Below are 14,823 nucleotides of genomic sequence, written 5' to 3' on the forward strand. Positions count from 1 at the left end.
CACCGAGGCCGGGCCGCTGCGCACCGTGCGCTGGGGCATGATCGGTTGCGGCAGCGTTACCGAGCACAAGAGCGGCCCGGCCTTCTACAAGGTTCCAGGCTCGGCGCTGGTGGCGGTGATGGGCCGCCGCGCCGAAGCGGTGCGCGACTATGCCCGGCGCCACGGCATTGCCCGCTGGTACAGCGATGCCCAGGCCCTGATCGACGACCCCGAGGTGGACGCGGTGTACATCGCCACGCCCCCCGACAGCCATTACGCCTACAGCTTGCAAGTGGCTGCCGCCGGCAAGCATTGCTGCGTGGAAAAGCCCATGGCCCTGCATGCCGGGCAAAGCCTGGCCATGCAGCAGGCCTTCGAGCAGGCTGGGCTGCACCTATTCGTGGCTTATTACCGGCGTTCCTTGCCGCGTTTCCGGCAGGTGCGGCAATGGCTGGCGGACGGGCGCATCGGTGAGGTCCGGCACCTGCACTGGAGCCTGAGCAAGGCCGCTTCCGAGGCTGACCGCAGCGGCGCGGACAACTGGCGGACCGACCCACGGATTGCCGGTGGCGGTTATTTCGCCGACCTGGCCAGTCATGGCCTGGACCTGTTCCAGTATTTGCTGGGGGACATCGTCGAAGTGGCCGGCATCAGCTCTCGCCAGGCCGGGTTGTATGCCGCCGAGGACGCGGTCAGCGCCAACTGGCGCTTCGCCTGCGGAGCGCTGGGCAGCGGCGCATGGAACTTCGTCGCCGACCGCCGGGTGGACCGGGTGGAGATCATCGGCAGCCAGGGGCGCATCGGCTTTTCCGTGTTCGACGAGCATCCGCTGCAACTTGAAGCCGAAGAGACTCTGAGCCTGGTCATCGACAACCCCGTGCACATCCAGTGGCATCACGTGCAGGGCATGAACGCCCATATCCGTGGCCAGATCCGGCACCCGGCCCTGGCCAGCGAGGCGCTGAAGACCGATTGGGTGATGGACCAGATTCTGCAGCGCGGCTGATCCCGAGGCGTTCGCCTTTCGGGCCGCTTCGCCGGCAAGCCGGCTTTGCGGGGGCGGCGATCATTGGACCGGCAGGTGCAACTGAACGTCCATGGCGTCATGCAGCAACCTGACCACTTCGATCAGGCTCTCATCGATCACTCGATAAAACAGGACATGTCGTGGTTTCTTGACCTGGGCTTGAGGGTGCCGGGAGTGTTGGCGGGGATAAACAGGTGGTAGCTGCGAAGGCCCGGTGCGATGTCGTCACGCTTTTGGCTGCCAACGTGCCGGGGTTGTTGGCGAGATCGTGCAGGGCTCGCAGGATCAAGGCGCTGATAGCGGGCCCGGGCCGCTTCGCCAAAGTGTCTTGGGGAAAACCGCAGTGCGTCGACGATGTCGCTTCGGGCTGCATGGGAGATCCGCTACTGGACCCTCTCAGTGTTGCTCTTGATCCGTGGCGACCGCTTCCCGTCCCAGCTCATCCAGGTATTGCTGCAGGTTTTCTTCCCGCACCTGGCTGAAGCGTCCTTGTTGCTGGTTCGCGATACCGATCGCAGTGGCTTGGCGCAACGCCTCGATTTTCGCTGCGTCCTCGGCAACCCGTTGTTCCAGCAGACGCAAACCTTCGCGCATGACCTCGCTGGCGTTCTGATAGCGACCGGATTTGACCAGGTTGTTGATGAGCTGCTCTTGGTGGGCGGTGAGGACAACGTTTCGCGTTGGCATGCCGTGCTCCTGGGCTGGGCGTGTGAGGAAGGGCGTTGGCATTATGCCAACTGGCGGTCGGATTCAGTCTTGAAGGGCGCTTGACGACCGGTGGCTGCGGGCGTTCATCGACTTCTACGCTGGTTTTCTGGCAGGACTGATTGGCGGTTCTTGTCAGATAAATCCGAGAGGAGTACAAATGTACTCCATGACGACTTTATCTCCCCGCCGCAGTGCCATCCTGACCTTTATCCGCGAACGCATCGCCGATCACGGCCAGCCCCCGAGCCTCGCTGAAATCAGCGAGGCTTTTGGTTTCGCCTCGCGCAGCGTGGCGCGCAAGCATGTGCTGGCGCTGACCGAGGCCGGGTTCATCGAGGTCAACCCCCATCAGGCCCGGGGCATTCGCCTGCTCAATCAGCCGCGGCGCCCGGAGCTGCTGGAGATCCCGGTGCTGGGGCGGGTGGCCGCCGGTGCGCCGATTGGCGTCGATGCCGACATACACGGCCAGTTGTGGCTGGACCCGGGGATGTTCTCCCGCACTCCGGATTATTTGCTGCGGGTCCAGGGCGATTCGATGATCGATGACGGCATCCTCGACGGCGATCTGGTGGCGGTGCGCCGCAGCAGCGAGGTGCGCAACGGCCAGACGGTGATCGCCCGTCTCGACGGCGAGGTCACCATCAAGCGTTTCGAGCGCAAGGGCCAGAGCATCCGCCTGCTGCCGCGCAACCCGGCCTATCAGCCGATCGAGGTTACCGACGACCACGAACTGTTTATCGAAGGCGTGTTCTGCGGCCTGGTGAGGCCAGGCTGATGGGCGCCGTGGTCGCACTGGATACCCTGTTCAATGGCGGACAGGTATGGAAAGGCCGCCCGGCGGCTGCGCCGGTCAGCCTGCAGCCTACGGGGCATGCCGCTCTGGATGCGGTGCTGCCCACCGGCGGCTGGCCGGAGGCGGCGTTGACGGAAATCCTCATCGCCGCCCAGGGCCTGGGCGAGCTGCAGTTGCTGTGGCCGAGCCTGGCGCGGCTGAGCGCGGCGGGGGAGCGGGTGGTGCTGGTGGCGCCACCGTTCGTGCCCTATCCCCAGGCCTGGCAGAACGCCGGGGTGGATGTGCGCCAGCTGTCGATCATTCAGGCCGGGGAGCGCGATGCTTTGTGGGCCGCCGAGCAGTGCCTGCGTTCCGGCAGTTGCGGCGCGGTGCTGTGCTGGCCGCAACAAGTCGACGACCGCGCCCTGCGGCGCTTGCAGGTGGCGGCGGAAAGCGGCCAGACCCTGGCCTTCGCCTACCGCCCCCTGGACGCCGCGCACAACCCGTCGCCGGCGGCCCTGAGGATTGCCGTGCAAGGTCGTCCCTCGCAGTTGCGGGTGCTCAAGTGCCGGGGCGGGCTGGCCCATCCGGCGCCGATTGCCCTGTATTCCGGGCACTGAGGTTGGCATGCGCTGGGTGTGTATCTTGTTCCCGCAATTGGCGCTGGACGCGGTGCTGCGTCAGCGCGCCGAACCCGAGGCGCCCCTGGCGCTGCTCAGTGGCACCCCGCAGCGCCGGGTGATTCAGGCGGTGAACGGCGCCGCCCGCGAGCTGGGCCTGCGCCCCGGGCAATCGCTGACCGCCGCCCAGGCCCTGACCAAGGCCTTTGCCAGCGCCGAATACGACCCCCGGCAGATCGAGCACTGGCAGCAGTTTCTGGCCGCCTGGGCCTACGGTTTCAGCTCCCAGGTCAGCGTTGCCTACCCTCGTACCTTGGTGCTGGAGATCGAGTCCAGCCTGGGCCTGTTCGGCCCCTGGCCGCAGTTGGAGGCGCGCCTGCGCCGGGAGTTGCAGGCCCTGGGTTTTCGTCATCGCATCGTCGCCGCCCCCAACCCGGCGGCGGCCCGGGTCCTGGCCAATGCCTATGACGGCTTGGCGGTGGCCGACGGCGCGGCCCTGGCTCAGGCTCTGGGAGCGATGCCCATCGAGCGCCTGGGGCTGGCCCCGGAGCAGGCCACGGCCCTGTCGCGCATGGGGGTACGCAGCTTCGAGCAGCTACGGGATCTGCCCCGGCCCAGCCTGGCCCGGCGTTTTGACGGCCGCTTGCTCAAGCACCTGGACACCTTGCTCGGCGAGCGTCCGCTGGGGCTGGCGTTCTATCAGCCGCCAGATCGCTTCGACCTGCGCATCGAGCTGAATTTCGATGTGCTGTCCCATCAGGCGCTGCTGTTCCCCTTGCGCCGGCTGACCGCCGACCTGGCGGCTTTTCTCTGTGGCCGCGACAGCGGGGTGCAGCGTTTCGCCCTGCACCTGGAGCATGCCGAAGGCGCCGACACCCTGATCCCGGTGGGGCTGCTCAGTGCCGAGCGCGATCCGGCGATGCTGTTTGAACTGGCCCGCGGGCGCCTGGAGCAGATCCAGGTGCCGGCGCCGGTGCGCAACCTGCGGCTGGTGGCCGAGGACCTGCCGCTGTTCGTGCCCCAGCACACTGAACTGTTCGACGAGCGCCCGCAGCAGAACCTGCCCTGGGAGCAGTTGCGCGAACGTCTGCGGGCACGCCTGGGGGATGACGCGGTGCAGGGCCTGGGGCACCGCGCCGATCACCGACCGGAGCGCAGTTGGCAGACCCAGACTGATCCGCGACCCTGTCCGGCCACCCCCGGATTGCGCCGTCCTGGCTGGCTGTTCACTGAACCCCAGGCCCTGAACGAAGGCAGCGTACGGATTCTCATGGGCCCGGAGCGCATCGAGTCCGGCTGGTGGGACGGTGCCGATGTGCGCCGCGACTACTACCTGATCGAAACCTGCGCCGGCCAGCAGGGCTGGGCCTATCGTCAGGTCGGCGAGCCCGGGCCCTTGCTGCTGCAAGGCTGGTTCGCATGAGCGCTTACGCCGAGCTGCACTGCCTGTCCAACTTCAGTTTCCAGCGTGGTGCTTCCAGTGCCCAGGAACTGTTCCAGCGCGCCAAAGCCCTGGACTATCAGGCCCTGGCGATCACTGATGAATGCACCCTGGCGGGGATTGTCCGGGCCTGGCAGGCCTCACGCGATACTGGCCTCAAGCTGATCATCGGCAGCGAGATGCAGGTCGAGGACGGCCCGCGCCTGGTGCTGCTGGTGGAAGACCTGGCGGGTTACCAGGGCCTGTGCCGGTTGATCACCCGGGCCCGGCGTCGGGCCGAGAAGGGCAGCTATCGCCTGCTGCGCGAAGACTTTGCCGAACCGCTGCCGGGGCTGCTGGCCCTGTGGCTGGCGGACGATGGCCTGGCGACGGACCACGGCCACTGGCTGCGCCAGATATTCCCCGAGCGCCTATGGCTGGCGCTGGAACTGCATTGCGGCCAGGACGATGCCCGGCGCCTGCAGGATCGGCTGGCCCTGGCCGCGCAGTGGGGGCTGCCGGCCGTGGCTTGTGGCGATGTGCACATGCATGTGCGCGGGCGCCGGGCGCTGCAGGACACCATGACTGCGATCCGCCATCACCTGCCGGTGGCCGAGGCCGGGCAGCGGCTGTTCGCCAATGGCGAGCGTCACCTGCGGCCCATCGAAGTGCTGCAAGGGCTGTATCCCCAGACCCTGCTCGACGAGTCGCTGACCATCGCCGGGCGTTGCGCTTTCGATCTCGGCCAACTGCGCTACCAATACCCCCGGGAGCTGGTGCCCGAGGGGCACGACGCCGGGTCCTGGCTGCGGGTGCTGACCCAGCGCGGCATTCTGCGGCGCTGGCCGGCCGGGGCTCGGGCCGAGGTGCTGCAGCAGATCGACAAGGAGCTCACGCTGATTGGCGACCTGGGCTACGAGAGCTACTTTCTTACCGTGCACGACATCGTCGATTTTGCCCGGCGCCAGCACATTCTCTGCCAGGGCCGGGGTTCGGCGGCCAACTCGGTGGTGTGTTTCGTCCTCGGCATCACCGAGATCGATCCGGATCGCTCGACCCTGCTGTTCGAGCGCTTTCTGTCGCGGGAACGCAACGAGCCGCCGGACATCGACGTCGACTTCGAACACGAGCGCCGCGAAGAGGTGCTGCAGTACGTGTTCCAGCGTTACGGCCGGCATCGCGCGGCGCTGACCGCGGTGGTCAGCACCTACCACGGCGCCGGGGCGGTGCGCGATGTGGCCAAGGCCCTGGGCCTGCCGCCGGATCAGGTCAACGCCCTGGCCAACTGCTGCGGCCACTGGAGCGACACCCCGCCCAGTGTCGAGCGCCTGCAGGAAGCCGGCTTCGACCCCGAGAGCCCGGTGCTGCGCCGGGTCCTGAGCCTGACCGGGCAGTTGATCGGCTTTCCCCGGCACCTGTCCCAGCACCCCGGCGGCTTCGTGATTTCCCAGCAGCCCCTGGACCATCTGGTGCCAGTGGAAAACGCGACGATGGCCGAGCGCACGGTGATCCAGTGGGACAAGGACGACCTGGACATGGTCGGCCTGCTCAAGGTGGACATCCTGGCCCTGGGCATGCTCAGCGCCATCCGCCGTTGCTTCGACCTGATCCACGGCTACCGCGGCCAGCGCTACAGCCTCACCAGCATTCCGGCCGAAGACCCGGCCACTTACCAGATGATCGGCCGCGCCGACACCATCGGCGTGTTCCAGATCGAGTCCCGGGCGCAGATGTCGATGCTGCCCCGGCTCAAGCCGCAGAACTTCTATGACCTGGTGATCGAGGTGGCCATCGTGCGGCCAGGGCCGATCCAGGGCGGCATGGTCCATCCCTACCTGCGCCGGCGTAACCGTGAAGAGCCGGAGACCTATCCGTCGCCGAAGTTGGAAGCGGTGCTCAAGCGAACTCTGGGCGTGCCGCTGTTTCAGGAGCAGGTGATGCAGATCGCCATTGTCGCCGCCGACTACACCCCGGGCGAGGCTGACCAGTTGCGCCGTTCCATGGCCGCCTGGAAGCGCCACGGCGGCCTGGAGCCGCACCGCGAACGGCTGCGCCAGGGCATGCGCAAGAACGGCTATAGCGATGAGTTCGCGGCGCAGATCTTCGAGCAGATCAAGGGCTTTGGCAGCTACGGCTTTCCCGAATCCCATGCCGCCAGCTTTGCCTTGCTGACCTACGCCAGTTGCTGGCTCAAGTGCCACGAACCGGCGGCCTTCGCCTGCGCCCTGATCAACAGCTGGCCCATGGGCTTCTACAGCCCGGACCAGATCCTCCAGGACGCCCGGCGCCACGGTTTGCAGATTTTGCCGGTGGAGGTGAGCGCCAGTGACTGGGACTGCAGCCTGGAGCCGCTTCCTGTCCAACCCGGACGCGCTGAAAAGGGCCTGTCCGGGCAGCCGGCCTTGCGCCTGGGGCTGCGCATGATCAAGGGCTTTCGCCAGGAGGACGGCCAGCGCATCGAAAGCGCCCGCCGGCAGCGGGCCTTTGTCGATATTGCCGACCTGGCCGAACGCGCCCGGCTGGATGTCCGCGCCCAGGAGCTGCTGGCGGATGCCGGCGCCCTGCGGGCGCTGGCCGGGGATCGCTATCGGGCGCGCTGGGAAGTGGCCGGGGTGGAGAAGCAACTGGGGCTGTTCGCCGAGCTGCCACGCCAGGAGGAAGCCCCGGTGAACCTGCCCCGACCCAGCGTCGGCGAAGACTTGCAGGCCGATTACCACAGCCTCGGCACCACCCTGGGGCCCCATCCTTTGGCGCTGCTGCGCGCGCAGCTCAAGGCCCGGCGCTGCCGCAGTTCCCGGGAACTGCTGGAGGTGGAGCACGGGCGTTCGGTGAGCGTGGCCGGGCTAGTCACCGGACGCCAGCGCCCGGGCACCGCCAGCGGGGTGACCTTCGTCACCCTGGAAGACGAGTTCGGCAACGTCAATGTGGTGGTCTGGCGCGACCTGGCCGAGCGCCAGCGTCGGATACTGGTGGGTTCGCAGTTGCTCAAGGTCGACGGCACCCTGGAAACCGTGGGTGAAGTGCGCCACCTGATTGCCGGGCGCCTGACGGATCTGAGCCCGTTGCTGGATGGCATCAGCGTGCGCAGTCGGGACTTTCGCTGACTGCCGCCGAGTCTCTAGCAGTCTCAGGACTTTGCGTCTCCTGCGTCGGAATGCCGCCCAAGCCGTTCGCAGCCTGCGGCAGCGGCTACACAGATCCCGCCCCGGGGTTTTGCGAGCGATCACAGGTGGACGCTATTGATTTTTTATTCCTTTTCGGCCTGATGGCGCTTTGGCATAATCGCCGCCGATGATGCCCCCTGCATCAAGTTTCAGAACGTCCCGCCGATGCTTTTCGAGCCCGCACAGACTGGGGCCAGAAGCTTACGGCAGGGCGAAAGTGCATCTAGACGGTGCATCTAAATGGATACTCAAAAAGGAACCTAGAGTGAGAGCGATCTCGAAGTTGATGTTGTCCGGCGCAGCACTGGCAGTGCTGGCGGGCATGAGCGGTTGCGCCACTGAAAGCTCCCGCGCCTTGCCGGTGGAAAAGGTCCAGAGCGCCAGCCAGGTGTGGACCGGAGCCCGGGTGCCAATGGCGGTGGGCAAGTTCGATAACCGCTCCAGCTACATGCGCGGGATTTTCTCCGACGGCGTCGACCGCCTCGGCGGCCAGGCCAAGACCATCCTCATCACCCATCTGCAGCAGACCAACCGTTTCAACGTGCTGGACCGCGACAACATGGGTGAGATCCAGCAGGAAGCGGCAATCAAGGGCCAGGCGCAGAAGCTCAAGGGCGCCGACTTTGTGGTCACCGGTGACGTCACCGAGTTCGGCCGCAAGGAAACCGGCGACCACCAGCTGTTTGGCATTCTCGGCCGCGGCAAGACCCAGGTGGCCTACGCCAAGGTGGCGTTGAACATCGTCAATATCAGCACCTCCGAAGTGGTCTATTCGACCCAGGGCGCCGGCGAGTACGCCTTGTCCAACCGTGAAGTGATCGGCTTTGGCGGCACCGCTTCCTACGACTCGACTCTCAACGGCAAGGTCCTGGACCTGGCCATGCGCGAGGCGGTCAACCGCATGGTCGAGGCCATCGACACTGGCGCCTGGAAACCCGGCCGCTGATCAGCACTGCTAACAGGGAGACGTAAGCATGTTCAAGACCATCACCGCGCGGCCACTGCTGGCCGGCGCCTTGTTGGCCAGCGTTTTGCTGACCGGTTGCAGCGGGCCGAAGACGCTGTACCAGTGGGAAACCTATCAGGCCCAGACCTACGAATACTTCAAGGGCGAGGAAGCCCGCGAGGCCCAGGTCGAGGCGCTGGAGCGCGACCTGCAGAAGATCAAGTCCACCGGCAAGGCGGTACCGCCGGGTTACCACGCACACCTGGGCATGCTCTATGCGGGCCTGGGCAAGGATGACCAGATGGTGCAGCAGTTCAACACCGAGAAAGCGCTGTTCCCCGAGTCGGCGCCGTACATGGACTTTCTGTTGAAGAACGCCAAGCAGGGAGCCGCCCAATGAACTTCACCACCTTGCGCAACCTCTTGGGCCTGTTGAGCGTCAGCCTGCTGGTGGGCTGCGCCGCGCCCAAGACCGTGGACTACTCGGCCTACAAGCAGGCCCGGCCGAAGTCGATCCTGGTGCTGCCGCCGCTCAATGAGTCGCCGGACGTCAAGGCCACCTACAGCATGCTGTCCCAGGTGACCTTTCCCCTGGCCGAAGCCGGTTACTACGTGATGCCGATTGCCGTGGTGGATGAAACCTTCCGCCACAACGGCCTGAGCAACCCGGCAGACATCCATGGTCTGTCGCCGGCCAAGCTCAACGAGATCTTCGGCGCCGACGCCGGGCTGTACATCACGGTCAAGGAATACGGCACCAGCTACATGCTGATCAGCAGCGAGACCGTGGTCACCGCCAGCGCCACCCTGGTCGATCTCAAGACCGGCACCACCCTGTGGACCGGCAGCGCTCGCGCCTCCAGCGAGGAAGGCAACAGCGGCAACAGCGGTGGCCTGGTGGGCATGCTGATCACCGCCGCGGTGAAGCAGATCATCAACACCACCACCGACGCCGGGCACCCGATCGCCGGCATCACCAGCCAGCGCCTGCTGTCGGCCGGGCAACGCACCGGCCTGCTGTACGGTCCGCGCTCGCCGAAATACGGCACCGACTGAGGTCTATGAGGGCGGGCAATCCGCCCTTTGCCAGGCGCCGCGGGTGAGCGTGCGCCTGAACCGGCCGCCATTGTCTACCCCGGTTGTGCGTGAGCTGCGCCTTAGGTGTACCGCGGTTGCTGGCAATGTGCCAAAACCTTGAAACCATTCGCACCGGCCATGCTCAAAGACTCTGCAGGCTGCGTGGCGGTCTCGTGCAAATCCATGCTGTATCACGTTTTTCGTCGGGTCGGTTCATGTCGTTCTTATCAGATCATCACGGGTGTCAGGGGTGGCAAGGTGAAATGGCCGAGCGTATCCGCGCCTTCGACTGGTCCCGCACCAGCCTTGGCGCTTTGCCGCGTTGGAGCCCCAGCCTGTGCAGCACGGTGCAACTGCTGCTCGCCTCTCCGGTGCCGATGGCCCTGCTCTGGGGGCCCTTGGGCTACATGATCTACAACGATGCCTACGCGGTGTTCGCCGGCGGGCGTCATCCCTATTTGCTGGGTTGCGCTGTGGAACTGGCTTGGCCGGAAGTGGCCGAGTTCAACCGTGAAGTGATGCAGACCTGCCTCAGTGGCGGCACTTTGTCCTATCGCAATAAGGAACTGGTGCTGCTGCGACACGGTGAGCCGGAGAGCGTCTGGCTGGACCTGTATTACAGCCCGGTGGCGGGGGACGATCAGGCGCCGGCCGGGGTCATCGCCATCGTGGTCGACACCACCGCTCATGTGATTTCCGAGCAGCGCCGGCAGGCCGCCGAAGGTAATCTGCGCCAGCTGACCCGCGACCTTGAACAGCGGGTACTGGAAGAAGTCGATGCGCGCCTGAACGCCGAAGAGCAGTTACGCCAAGCGCAGAAGCTCGAAGCCATTGGCGGACTCACTGGCGGGGTCGCTCATGACTTCAACAACCTGCTCCAGGTGATCTCCGGCAACCTGCACTTGCTGGCTCGCCACGAAGCCGACAACGCCAATGTGCAGCGGCGTACCGGTGCCGCGCTGGTGGCCGTGGAGCGTGGCGCCAAGCTGTCGAGCCAATTGCTCGCCTTTGCCCGACGCCAGCCGTTGTCGCCGGCGATTTACAACCCGTGCCACCTGAACCAGGGGCTGGGTGAATGGCTGCAACGGACCTTGGGCGAAACCATCCGTATCGACGTGCAATTACCCGTCGAGCCCTGGTGCATCCACCTGGACCGCAATCAGTTGGAAAATGCCGTGCTCAACCTGGCGATCAATGCCCGCGATGCCATGGGCGGCGAGGGGTGCATCACCATCAGCGCCGAGAACCTGGTGCTGGAGCGGCCGTTTTGTGCGGGCAAGGACATCACCCCCGGCCAGTACTTGCGCTTGACGGTGGCCGACAGCGGCGCAGGCATGTCAGCCGAGGTGATCAAGCAGGCCTTTGAGCCTTTTTTCACCACCAAACGCGACGGCCACGGCACCGGGTTGGGCTTGAGCATGGTGTTTGGCTTCGTCAAACAGAGTGGCGGGCATATCGAAATCCTCAGCAATCCGGGGCAGGGCACCCGGGTGCAGATGTATTTTGCCCGCAGCGTCGGCCCTGAGGCCTCGCCCTCATCGCGCATGGGCAGACGCGCCCCGGGAGGCCAGGAACGCATTCTGGTGGTGGAGGACAACGCCGATGTGCGCAGCGCAACGGTGGAGATGCTGCGCCACGAGGGCTACCGGGTGTACAGCGCGGCCAATGGCGATGAGGCCATGCAACTGCTGATGGACGGGCTCAAGGTCGACCTGATCTTCACCGATGTGGTAATGCCCGGACGGATCAAGAGCATTGACCTGGCCACTTGGGCCAAGACCCAGGTGCCGCCGATTGCGGTGCTGTTCGCCTCCGGACATACCCGCGACATGATCTCGCGCAATCATCAGCTCAGCCCGGACACTCATCTGTTGAGCAAGCCTTACGGCCCCGAGGACCTGAGCGCCATGGTGCGCTTGTCGCTCGGGGTTTGAGGGCCGGGCTGCGAGGCTAGGGGAGGGGCATGCCGGCCGCCGCGGACGATGGTGCGCCTGGTGTTGGCTCTTCAACCCGCTTGCCGCGACGAACGGTTGCCGCTGATCTGATTGGCGGTCGACAGACCCGCTGCGCTAAGGCCATTCTGATAACGGGCAGGAGCGTTGCGACGCCCTTGCTGCCGATTAATCACGGAGGTGCTCCATGCCGGTGACACACGACCTTTATCAGGACCTGAGCCACAGTAAAGAAGACATTCAACAGCGTCGAGCCAGTGACCCCCACCTGAATGCGCTGTTCGACAAATACACCAGCATCGATGATCAGGTGCTCAAGGCCGAAGCCGCCGCTGCAGCGGATGACGAGCTGAAAAAACTCAAGGAAAAACGCCTGTTGATCAAGGACGAAATCTCCCAAAGACTCACCGCCCGTTCCTGATGTCCCGAGCGGTGGCGAGGGAGCAGGCCCGCGCCGTGTGTTGGCGCCATCCTCAACGCCACCGCATGGCGCGGCCCCCAAGCCGCTCGATCAAGGCGCCAGCGCATCCTGTAACGGCAAGCGCGCCATATGCCGCGCAGTCAATGACCCCAGGTACAACGCATCGCCATACTCACGCACCGTGGTAATCGGCGAATAGCTGCCGCTGCTGCTGTCTTGCAGATTGGCAATCACCCGGCCCTGGGTGTCCAGTCCCAGGACAAAGCCGCGCTTTTCCACCGGTTTGGGCAATACCTTCATAGCCCGCACCAGTATCTTGCGTACCCAAGGATAGGGCGCCGTGCCATCGAGCAGCGGGTTGCGCGGTGCATACAGCGCCACCCAGAAACGCTCCCGGCCGTTGAAGCTGAGGTTGTCCGGCAGCCCTGGCAGGTTATCGATGAACAGGTCATGGCTGCCGGCCTGGTCGCCCTTGAGCCAGTAGCGGCTGATGCGGTAGGCACCGGTTTCATTGACCAGGACAAAGGCCTCGTCCGGCCCCAGGGCGACACCGTTGGCGAACTCCAGGTTCTCCAGCAACAGGTCGGTCTTGCCGTTCTGGAAGTCGTAGCGCAGCAGGCGTCCGTCGCCGCCATGCTCGATCACCGCCTCGCCATCGTGGCCATAGCCCCAGCGGCTGCTGGCGTCGCTGAAATAGGCATAGCGCCCGGCGGCGTCCACCGCCACGTCGTCGGTGAAACCGAACTTCAGGCCATTGGCGGCGGTGCTCAGGGTCTGCAATTGACCTTGCGCGTCCAGGGCCAGCAGGCCTTTGATGGCGTCGGCGATGATCAGGCGCCCGTCAGGATGCCGGGCCAGCCCCAGGGGGCGGCCGCCGGTGTTGACCAGCACCTTGAGGGAGGTGCCGTCGAGGCGGGTCTGGATCACCCGACCGTCATGCAGGCCGCTGATCAATTGGTCATGCTCGAGCAGCAAGGCTTCCGGCCCATCGATATCCCGGGCACCTACCGGTTGCGCGGCCTTGAGTTTCTGATTCTCGGCAAACGGGCCCTGGCTCAGCGATGGCGCCGGTGCCGGGTTCCAGGCCACCGGCTGGACCTGGGTCGGCGCCAGCAGTAAGAACGCCAGTATTGCCAGTACCAGCAGTGCAATGATCCGGCTGGTGGAAGAGCGCCGTGGGGCAGTCTGATTCATGCAACGACTCCTGTCGGGTTCGGTTTCAAGATGGGCCGCGTGCCGGATGGGCGAGCGGTCGCACAATGGCTTGCTTGGCCCGTTCGCACAATGCCAGCAACGACGCCGCGGACTCTTGTTCTATCCGCCGTTTGAATAACAACTGATTGCCCAGGCGCATCAACCATGTATCGAAGCGATACTCCAACGTGCGGACAAAACGCGTGTGCTCGGCCGCCAGGGGCTGGCACTCATAGGTCAGTTGCAACTCCAGGCCATGATCGCCCCGAGCCTTGGCGCGCCAGCGGTATCCCGGCAGATACTCCTCGACCCGCCAGCTCAGATGGCCGCGGCGCCCACCGGCATGAATGTCTTCCTCGAAACCCTGGCCGGCGAACAGCGGCCCCTCGTCACCGACCACCTTGAGCGACGACGGATGCCACTCTGGCCAGCGCCGTGGACTGGCGGCGTAGGCCAGGGTGGCGGCGATGCTGCGGGGAATGTCGATCTGATGCTGCATGCGGGTCATGGGCGTGGAGCTGACAGGACCATGAGCCGAGCCTGAGCATTCCTCCGGCGGCCAGTACAACGTGCCGAACAGCCAGTCCATCAGCGGCAGGACGATATTGAAATTGCGCGTCTGCATCAGCTCGCGGCGGTGATGCAGCTCGTGCAGACGGCGCATTTGCCGCACCCAGGGCAGGCGCGCCAGAGGATGGCTGGCGGGCAAGTGCTCACAGGCATGGAAGGTTTCATAGGCCAGGTAGCCGATCACTGTGCAACTGGCGAACAGCGCCGCCACGTTGCCGTTCCACAGGCGCAGCAACGCCCACAGGGGCAGGGTGAACAACAGGCTGTGAACCACGATCAACCAGGCCGGAAACAGAATCACCCGCCAATCCTTGGGCTGCTCATAGGTCATCAGCCCCGGGGCAAAAAAGCTGTGGTGATCGCCCGTGTGACGGGCGTAAAACAACCGCCCGAATGGCTGCTTGTAATGCCCCAGCCAGCGGTGTACTCCGTAGATGCACAGGTTGAACAACAGCAGCGCCACCGGCACCGCCAGCCATTCCAGCGGCCGCACCCGCTCCAGGGTGCTGTACAGCAGGGCGACGCACAGCAGCCCGTAACCCAACACAAAACCGCCATGCAGCCAGGGGTTGTAACGCGGACTGACCGCGGCTCGATACTGCTCGCGAAAGTGTTGGGTGGTTGCTCGCACGGCCAGGTCCCTTGTTGTTTTTATGAGTTGCAGCGTAGCCGTCGACCCTTTATCCAGCCAATGGCCAGCTCAAGGGGCTGTCGTCCGAGCGCTGCCGCCTGATCATGGCGGCGTGCGAACAGGAGGATGCGCAGGGTCGGTGGCAGGATCGCTGGGAGGCCGGTGCACAGCATCTGATCGAGCGCTTTACCTCAATCCAGCAGTCTGAGCCCGGTTATGCCCAGAGGACCGTTGAAAGGTTTCATTGGCAAGACCATGACGCGCGCCCTTGTTCTACCATCCCTTGCCCTGCCGTTGTTGCACACCGTTTCAGGTCATGGCCATGGGTCGCTTGCCGCTGCG

The 14,823-nt window shown here is 65.2% G+C and carries 13 protein-coding genes and 1 pseudogene; 10 read left to right on the forward strand and 4 right to left on the reverse strand.

Going from position 1 to position 14,823, the window contains the following annotated elements:
* Positions 1 to 16: 16 nt before the first annotated feature.
* Positions 17 to 985 (forward strand): Gfo/Idh/MocA family protein, encoded by a 969-nt coding sequence (locus PLD_RS12080; protein WP_178116171.1) that lies wholly within the window; start codon positions 17 to 19, stop codon positions 983 to 985.
* A gap of 60 nt (positions 986 to 1,045) precedes the next feature.
* Here the strand turns inward: PLD_RS12080 and PLD_RS31095 are convergent.
* Together PLD_RS31095 and PLD_RS12090 are read right to left on the reverse strand one after the other, a co-directional pair.
* Positions 1,046 to 1,386 (reverse strand): annotated as a pseudogene (locus tag PLD_RS31095) (type II toxin-antitoxin system RelE/ParE family toxin).
* Positions 1,387 to 1,402: 16 nt separating this feature from the next.
* Positions 1,403 to 1,693 (reverse strand): type II toxin-antitoxin system ParD family antitoxin, encoded by a 291-nt coding sequence (locus tag PLD_RS12090; RefSeq protein WP_159892877.1) that lies wholly within the window; start codon positions 1,691 to 1,693, stop codon positions 1,403 to 1,405.
* A 178-nt stretch (positions 1,694 to 1,871) separates the two neighbouring features.
* Here PLD_RS12090 and lexA point away from each other — a divergent pair, with 178 nt between their 5' ends.
* The 9 genes from lexA (at position 1,872) to PLD_RS12135 (ending at position 12,086) form a co-directional block, all read left to right on the forward strand.
* A complete protein-coding gene (gene lexA / locus PLD_RS12095) occupies positions 1,872 to 2,489 on the forward strand; it encodes a transcriptional repressor LexA (protein WP_159892879.1) in 618 nt (205 codons plus the stop codon).
* A complete protein-coding gene (gene imuA / locus PLD_RS12100; protein WP_159892881.1) occupies positions 2,489 to 3,106 on the forward strand; it encodes a translesion DNA synthesis-associated protein ImuA in 618 nt (205 codons plus the stop codon). Before lexA ends, imuA begins: the two co-directional genes overlap by 1 nt.
* 7 nt (positions 3,107 to 3,113) lie before the next feature.
* On the forward strand, positions 3,114 to 4,529 hold the full coding sequence (locus PLD_RS12105) for a DNA polymerase Y family protein (protein ID WP_159892883.1): 1,416 nt from the start codon (positions 3,114 to 3,116) through the stop codon (positions 4,527 to 4,529).
* Positions 4,526 to 7,630 (forward strand): error-prone DNA polymerase, encoded by a 3,105-nt coding sequence (locus tag PLD_RS12110; RefSeq protein ID WP_159892885.1) that lies wholly within the window; start codon positions 4,526 to 4,528, stop codon positions 7,628 to 7,630. Before PLD_RS12105 ends, PLD_RS12110 begins: the two co-directional genes overlap by 4 nt.
* A 346-nt stretch (positions 7,631 to 7,976) precedes the next feature.
* Positions 7,977 to 8,636 carry a CsgG/HfaB family protein gene (locus PLD_RS12115; RefSeq protein ID WP_178116172.1) on the forward strand — a complete coding sequence of 220 codons (660 nt, stop codon included), beginning with the start codon at positions 7,977 to 7,979 and terminating at the stop codon, positions 8,634 to 8,636.
* A 28-nt stretch (positions 8,637 to 8,664) separates the two neighbouring features.
* Positions 8,665 to 9,036: a DUF4810 domain-containing protein gene (locus PLD_RS12120; RefSeq protein WP_159892889.1), complete on the forward strand. Its 372-nt coding sequence runs from the start codon at positions 8,665 to 8,667 to the stop codon at positions 9,034 to 9,036.
* Entirely contained in the window at positions 9,033 to 9,692 is a 660-nt protein-coding gene (locus tag PLD_RS12125) for a DUF799 domain-containing protein (RefSeq protein ID WP_159892891.1), read from the forward strand. Before PLD_RS12120 ends, PLD_RS12125 begins: the two co-directional genes overlap by 4 nt.
* A gap of 236 nt (positions 9,693 to 9,928) precedes the next feature.
* Positions 9,929 to 11,647, forward strand: coding sequence for an ATP-binding protein (locus tag PLD_RS12130; protein ID WP_159892893.1), 1,719 nt, complete (start codon positions 9,929 to 9,931; stop codon positions 11,645 to 11,647).
* 205 nt (positions 11,648 to 11,852) lie between these two features.
* Positions 11,853 to 12,086, forward strand: coding sequence for a DUF465 domain-containing protein (locus PLD_RS12135; RefSeq protein WP_159892895.1), 234 nt, complete (start codon positions 11,853 to 11,855; stop codon positions 12,084 to 12,086).
* Between the two features lie 90 nt (positions 12,087 to 12,176).
* Here the strand turns inward: PLD_RS12135 and PLD_RS12140 are convergent, their stop codons facing one another.
* Positions 12,177 to 13,280 (reverse strand): SMP-30/gluconolactonase/LRE family protein, encoded by a 1,104-nt coding sequence (locus PLD_RS12140; protein ID WP_159892897.1) that lies wholly within the window; start codon positions 13,278 to 13,280, stop codon positions 12,177 to 12,179.
* A gap of 25 nt (positions 13,281 to 13,305) precedes the next feature.
* Positions 13,306 to 14,481 carry an SRPBCC family protein gene (locus PLD_RS12145; protein WP_159892899.1) on the reverse strand — a complete coding sequence of 392 codons (1,176 nt, stop codon included), beginning with the start codon at positions 14,479 to 14,481 and terminating at the stop codon, positions 13,306 to 13,308.
* Between the last annotated feature and the right edge of the window lie 342 nt (positions 14,482 to 14,823).

Source organism: Pseudomonas sp. LD120, assembly GCF_009861525.1.
GTDB lineage: Bacteria > Pseudomonadota > Gammaproteobacteria > Pseudomonadales > Pseudomonadaceae > Aquipseudomonas.

What these genes read in the sequence shown, in the direction of transcription:
- PLD_RS12115 (WP_178116172.1), top strand. Translation starts at nt 7,977, where the DNA reads ATGTTGTCCGGCGCAGCACTGGCAGTGCTGGCGGGCATGAGCGGTTGC.
- imuA (WP_159892881.1), top strand. Translation starts at nt 2,489, where the DNA reads ATGGGCGCCGTGGTCGCACTGGATACCCTGTTCAATGGCGGACAGGTA.
- PLD_RS12140 (WP_159892897.1), bottom strand. Translation starts at nt 13,280, where the DNA reads ATGAATCAGACTGCCCCACGGCGCTCTTCCACCAGCCGGATCATTGCA.
- lexA (WP_159892879.1), top strand. Translation starts at nt 1,872, where the DNA reads ATGTACTCCATGACGACTTTATCTCCCCGCCGCAGTGCCATCCTGACC.
- PLD_RS12130 (WP_159892893.1), top strand. Translation starts at nt 9,929, where the DNA reads ATGTCGTTCTTATCAGATCATCACGGGTGTCAGGGGTGGCAAGGTGAA.
- PLD_RS12105 (WP_159892883.1), top strand. Translation starts at nt 3,114, where the DNA reads ATGCGCTGGGTGTGTATCTTGTTCCCGCAATTGGCGCTGGACGCGGTG.
- PLD_RS12120 (WP_159892889.1), top strand. Translation starts at nt 8,665, where the DNA reads ATGTTCAAGACCATCACCGCGCGGCCACTGCTGGCCGGCGCCTTGTTG.
- PLD_RS12110 (WP_159892885.1), top strand. Translation starts at nt 4,526, where the DNA reads ATGAGCGCTTACGCCGAGCTGCACTGCCTGTCCAACTTCAGTTTCCAG.
- PLD_RS12090 (WP_159892877.1), bottom strand. Translation starts at nt 1,693, where the DNA reads ATGCCAACGCGAAACGTTGTCCTCACCGCCCACCAAGAGCAGCTCATC.
- PLD_RS12125 (WP_159892891.1), top strand. Translation starts at nt 9,033, where the DNA reads ATGAACTTCACCACCTTGCGCAACCTCTTGGGCCTGTTGAGCGTCAGC.
- PLD_RS12135 (WP_159892895.1), top strand. Translation starts at nt 11,853, where the DNA reads ATGCCGGTGACACACGACCTTTATCAGGACCTGAGCCACAGTAAAGAA.